The sequence below is a fragment of the Chroococcidiopsis sp. genome (genome assembly GCF_051657925.1).
Taxonomy (GTDB): Bacteria; Cyanobacteriota; Cyanobacteriia; order Cyanobacteriales; family Chroococcidiopsidaceae; genus Chroococcidiopsis.
Window position 1 is genome coordinate 1 of record NZ_JBOFLP010000301.1, and the last position, 4,844, is coordinate 4,844.

Here is a 4,844-nt window from a genome sequence, read left to right on the forward strand (position 1 = left end):
GGGGGGTGTGGGGTGTGACATGCGATAACTGGTCACTGGTCACTGATAGCTGATAACTGATAACTGATTAGAGGAGTGGGGATGCTGAGTCACGAGCAGAGTGAGAAGACGATTTTTAGTAATGATGTCGTGGGTGGATTGCGTCAAAGAGCCTGGGTGGAAATCAATTTAGGTGCTCTAGCCCATAACGTGCGGCAACTCAAGGGCTTGCTAGCGGCTAAAACAGCGTTAATGGCAGTTGTGAAGGCAGATGCTTACGGTCATGGAGCGGTGACGGTGGCACGTACAGCTTTGAATGCTGGAGCAAATTGGTTGGGAGTGGCAACTATACCGGAAGGAATTGAACTGCGCCAAGCAGGAATTGACGCGCCGATTTTGATTTTAGGTGCAACGCATACGCCAGAACAGCTAAAGGCGATCGCCCACTGGCAACTTCAACCGACGCTGTGCGACCCCAAACAAGCTTTGGTCTTCTCTGAAACTTTGGCTGCGACTACGGGTGGTAATTTACCAGTTCATGTCAAACTCGATACGGGGATGTCTCGCCTTGGACCCCTGTGGGAACAAGCAACAGAATTCGTACAGCTAGTACATTCTTTACCTCACTTACAAATTGCTAGTATTTACTCTCACTTGGCGACGGCAGAAAACCCAGATCGCAGGATAATGCAGCAACAACAGCAGCGATTTGAAACTGCGATCGCGCAGGTTCAAGCGGCTGGTGTCTCTCTTCCATTGCTGCATTTAGCCAACTCAGCTGCTACTTTGACTAGCCCCGATCTACATTACGATTTAGTACGTGTGGGGTTAGCAATGTATGGACTCTACCCAGCAGACCATCTTAGCAGTTCTGTCCAGTTGAAACCCGTGCTGCAAGTCAAAGCGCGAATTACGCAGGTAAAAACTATCCCCCCCAATACAGGCGTGAGCTACGGACATCATTTTGTCAGCGATCGCGAACTCCGCTTGGCTGTGGTGGGAATTGGTTATGCTGATGGCGTACCGCGCAATCTCTCTAACCGCATGGAGGCTCTGATTTGCGGTCGGCGCATCCCCCAAATGGGTGCTATTACTATGGATCAGTTAATGCTAGATGTGACGGCAATTCCAGATGTAGCAGTCGGGGAAGTCGTCACTCTCCTCGGACAAGAAGGTAAAGAACAAATTACTGCTGATGATTGGGCAGCAGTTTTAAAAACAATTTCTTGGGAAATCCTCTGCGGCTTTAAGCACCGTCTGCCTCGGGTTGCTGTTGGAGGAGTGAGAAGTGAGGAGTGAGGAGCGAGGGAAAGGACAAGGGGGACAAGGAAGACAAGGGGGACAAGGAAGACAAGGGAGACAAGGAGGGCAAGGGAGACAAGGGAGCAATTCAAAATTCCCCACACCCCACACCCCACACTTCCCACACCACGCACTACCTCTTTCCCTCACTCCTCGCTCCTCGTTACGCACTCACAGCTTTTTTCTTCGTGGGTACGACGGTTGATGTTTCTGTCATCAGTTTGGTGTAAAGCTCGCCTAGTTGTTTGGCGACTCCTTCCCAACTAAACATATCTTCTACCCTTTGTCTTGCTGCTTTGCCGAGGCGATTTCGGAAGGCTGTATCGCTCAAGATTCGGTCAATAGCAACAGCAAAGGCTGCATCATCTTTAGGTGGAGCGAGTAAGCCTGTCTCTTCTGGGACGACGGTAAATTGTAGTCCGCCGACATCGCTAGCCACCACTGGCGTACCGCTAGCCATCGCTTCAATGGCAACTAGACCAAATGGTTCGTAGTGACTGGGAACGACACAAACATCGGCAGCGGCGTAGTATATGGGTAGATCGACATCACCTAGCCGTCCGGGGAAAGAGGTAAAATCGCTCATCCCTAATTCTTTGACAATACCTTCAATGCGATCGCGCTCAATGCCATCGCTTTGTCCTGGGCGGCTACCACCACCGATAATCAGTTTGATGTCTTCTTTACCACGCAATTGCAACTGGGCAACTGCTCGCACTAAAGTTTCAATTCCCTTGCGCTCGTCAAATCGTCCAACATAAAAGACAACTTTGCTTTGTGATGGAATTCCTAGCTGTTGTCTGGCAATTTTGCTGTCAATCGCGCCAAAGCGATGAATATCTGTACCGCAAGGAATAATGTCAATATTACCTTTGGTAGAGACATGCGATCGCATGTGTTCTTTTTCTTGCGGGCTAGTGGCAACAATCCGCTCGGCTGTTTCTAGTACCCTTTTTTCGACTTCCAGCCGCTTCGAGGCAATCAGCGGTACGGTTGCAACTGACTTATATTTAATTGCGCCTAAAGAGTGATAGGTATGGACTTGTTTGATGGATTGGGCTTTCTTCAATTCCATGCCCACCCAGCTAGAAATCCAGTAGTTGGTATGCACTAGAGGATATCGATAACCAGTTTGCTGTTGATACTGGAGGAATGCTTCGACAAACTCCGAGGCATAACCAAAAATATTGTCCCTCGGAACGAATTCCTCAGGACCAGCAGTTAAGCGAATTGTCCGACAATTCTCGCTATGTTCGACGATTTTTGCTTGTTCTGCACTTGCTTTGCGGGTAAACATATCAACCTGCCATCCCAGTTTACCCAATGCTTCACCCACTTGGCGGACATAAACGTTCTGCCCTCCAGCTTCTTCTTTACCAATCTCAATCGCAGGGTCGCCGTGGACTGAAATTAGGGCAATTCGCTTTTGATTTTTGTTGTTCATAGCTTTGTGGCTATTGAATTTGCACCGTAACAGGGGTGAATGTAAGGAGACTTTACAAAGGCTTCTGTCTTTACCCCTAAAGTTTATTAAGTTTAATTTACAGAATACCACACGCGATCGCATCCTCTAGGTGGATGAATTGCCATGCATACAAATCTTCCTTAGGAATTATCCGCTCCAAAAGATAGATTTCTACTGTTACTTTTTATTGATGATAGTTAGGTATGTCAAAAAATATTTAAGAAAAGTTGCAATGGCTGCAAGTTCCCTCCACCTAAAGCACAGCTTCAATTAGTTATTCTTGGCAAGAGTTAACTTACGAGCGAGTTTTCCGACGAAATTCAAGTATAAAAACCACTAAGTATAGAAGCTCGACTTTCGGTTAATTTTGTATAATTTTTGACTTAATGTATAAGTTTATTTTCTATATTGTATTTAAAAATTTAATTGGATACATTTAATATCCGAATTTTTCCATATGCCTCTAGAGCGATCGCACAGCACATTTTTGCCCAGAGATTTTGAGGCAAGGTTGAGTTCATTTCGCAGTCACTCAAACAACTAGAACACCCACTTAGAGAGCATAGGGGGAGAGTAGGAGTGCAGATGAGAAACAGCTGACAACTATTCGCTAATCGTCAACCGCTAATTGCAAACAATCCTTGACTCCCAACACCTAACCCTCAATCAAATGCCTATCCATTAGTAGTTTGAGCTGCCAACATCTGTTTCAGCTTTTCTAGTTCAGAAGCCCAACGAGGATCGGGACGAATTCCCTCGGCATCAGACGAGCCTGTAGAAGTTCCGGCAGAACCACCACGACGAGGTTTTTTCCCACTACGCTTATTGCCACCGCTTTTTTCTGCGTTGCTGCTAACAGGAGCATCTCCAGTATTAGCACTACTAGCAACAGGGGCTTGGTCTTCTTCTTCTTGACCTTTGTTACGAGGCAACGCCTTCTCAATCTTTAGTGGCGTTTCCTTAAACATATAGCCGTTATATTTCTCGATGATTTCGTCTGCTTGCTCGTCATTATTGACAGTAACAAAACCAAAACCACGGCACTTTCCGGTCTTGCGGTCTTTAATGACTTTCGTAGTCACGTTACTACCCGCATCAGCAAAAACTGCTTGCAACTCTTGCCGATCGACTTCATCTTTTGGCAAATTACCAATGTATAAACGGACTGGCATGAAATGTACCTCTCAACTTGGATGCAATTAAGGTTGTTAACAAAATTTCTGACAGGAGTGTGAGGTGAATAGTGGCAAGAATCACCGCAAACCGTCGTCAACTAACTTTTGCCTTAAACTGTCAACTTCTAAAATCCAATTCATTGTATTGGCAAAGACTGATAAGTTTATCATGCTACGGTACGATCTAAAAGCTTGACTACGCAGTTTTGGCGGTTAGATCGCAACGGCGTTTGACTCCTGATGATATTTCCGATCGCCTGGAAAGTTGACACCATCTTTTAAAATATCACGGTTGACACTATAGATATTGTTTTCAAAATAGATTTGTGCTTATTGTCAGTTTTTTAACTTCGGATCGGGCTATTGAGTACAGAAATGCGATACCTGTCTCACTGACTCCTGAAATAAAAACCAGCCTGTGGCTGGTCTAGCTGTTGCTGTGTTGGAAGGAGAAAAACCTGACCCAAATTAACCGAAGCGTAAGACGTTAGGTCGCTTTAACTTTCAGCTAGGTCTGGACTTTAGTTGTTTATGTAAATAAATGTAACACGTTAAACTGAATTGTTGCAATTAATCTTTACATTGAACAAAAGGTAAGAGGTAAGAGGCGAGAGGTAAGAGGTAAGAAGATTGTAATCGGCGATCGGTGACCGATCGCCGCTCCCTGCTCCCTGCTCCCCGATCGCTAATAACTGCCTCCCTTGACAATCACGTAAACGCCCCAGATAGTAGCAGCGATCGCCAGCGAGATCGACCAACCCTGATGGCTGCTGGTAATGGTTTTACCGGCTTGAGTTCGTAAAATTTCAATATCGATCCAAGCCGTAGCCCCACGGCGGAACCAGCCTGTTAAGATAACATGCCTTCCAATTAAATCGATAGGGTCGGTAGAGGGTCTAAGCAAAAGACAGCCGAGGGGTCCC

General features: G+C 46.0%; 6 protein-coding genes. 2 read left to right on the forward strand and 4 right to left on the reverse strand.

All coding sequences use genetic code 11. The features are described 5' to 3' along the window. Window positions 1–81: 81 nt before the first annotated feature. Complete coding sequence (gene alr / locus ACRC32_RS24430; RefSeq protein WP_438556407.1) at window positions 82–1,278, forward strand: alanine racemase; 1,197 nt, start codon at window positions 82–84, stop codon at window positions 1,276–1,278. Beyond that, window positions 1,268–1,486, forward strand: coding sequence for a hypothetical protein (locus tag ACRC32_RS24435; RefSeq protein ID WP_438556408.1), 219 nt, complete (start codon window positions 1,268–1,270; stop codon window positions 1,484–1,486). Before alr ends, ACRC32_RS24435 begins: the two co-directional genes overlap by 11 nt. Here ACRC32_RS24435 and ACRC32_RS24440 read toward each other — a convergent pair. From ACRC32_RS24440 to ACRC32_RS24455, 4 genes are all read right to left on the reverse strand, one after another. Next, window positions 1,445–2,725, reverse strand: a complete 1,281-nt coding sequence (locus ACRC32_RS24440) for a glycosyltransferase family 4 protein (RefSeq protein WP_438556409.1) — start codon at window positions 2,723–2,725, stop codon at window positions 1,445–1,447. The two genes, ACRC32_RS24435 and ACRC32_RS24440, sit on opposite strands and share 42 nt — an antisense overlap. Before the next feature lie 695 nt (window positions 2,726–3,420). Further along, window positions 3,421–3,918, reverse strand: a complete 498-nt coding sequence (locus ACRC32_RS24445) for an RNA recognition motif domain-containing protein (protein WP_015154302.1) — start codon at window positions 3,916–3,918, stop codon at window positions 3,421–3,423. Window positions 3,919–4,491: 573 nt separating this feature from the next. Continuing rightward, on the reverse strand, window positions 4,492–4,629 hold the full coding sequence (locus ACRC32_RS24450; RefSeq protein ID WP_438556410.1) for a hypothetical protein: 138 nt from the start codon (window positions 4,627–4,629) through the stop codon (window positions 4,492–4,494). Further along, window positions 4,607–4,844, reverse strand: a 238-nt coding sequence (locus ACRC32_RS24455) for a hypothetical protein (RefSeq protein WP_438556411.1), incomplete at its 5' end; no start/stop codon positions are given. The genes ACRC32_RS24455 and ACRC32_RS24450, both read right to left, overlap by 23 nt.

Coding starts and splice junctions, on each gene's coding strand:
- ACRC32_RS24445 (WP_015154302.1), bottom strand. CDS start 3,918: ATGCCAGTCCGTTTATACATTGGTAATTTGCCAAAAGATGAAGTCGAT.
- ACRC32_RS24440 (WP_438556409.1), bottom strand. CDS start 2,725: ATGAACAACAAAAATCAAAAGCGAATTGCCCTAATTTCAGTCCACGGC.
- alr (WP_438556407.1), top strand. CDS start 82: ATGCTGAGTCACGAGCAGAGTGAGAAGACGATTTTTAGTAATGATGTC.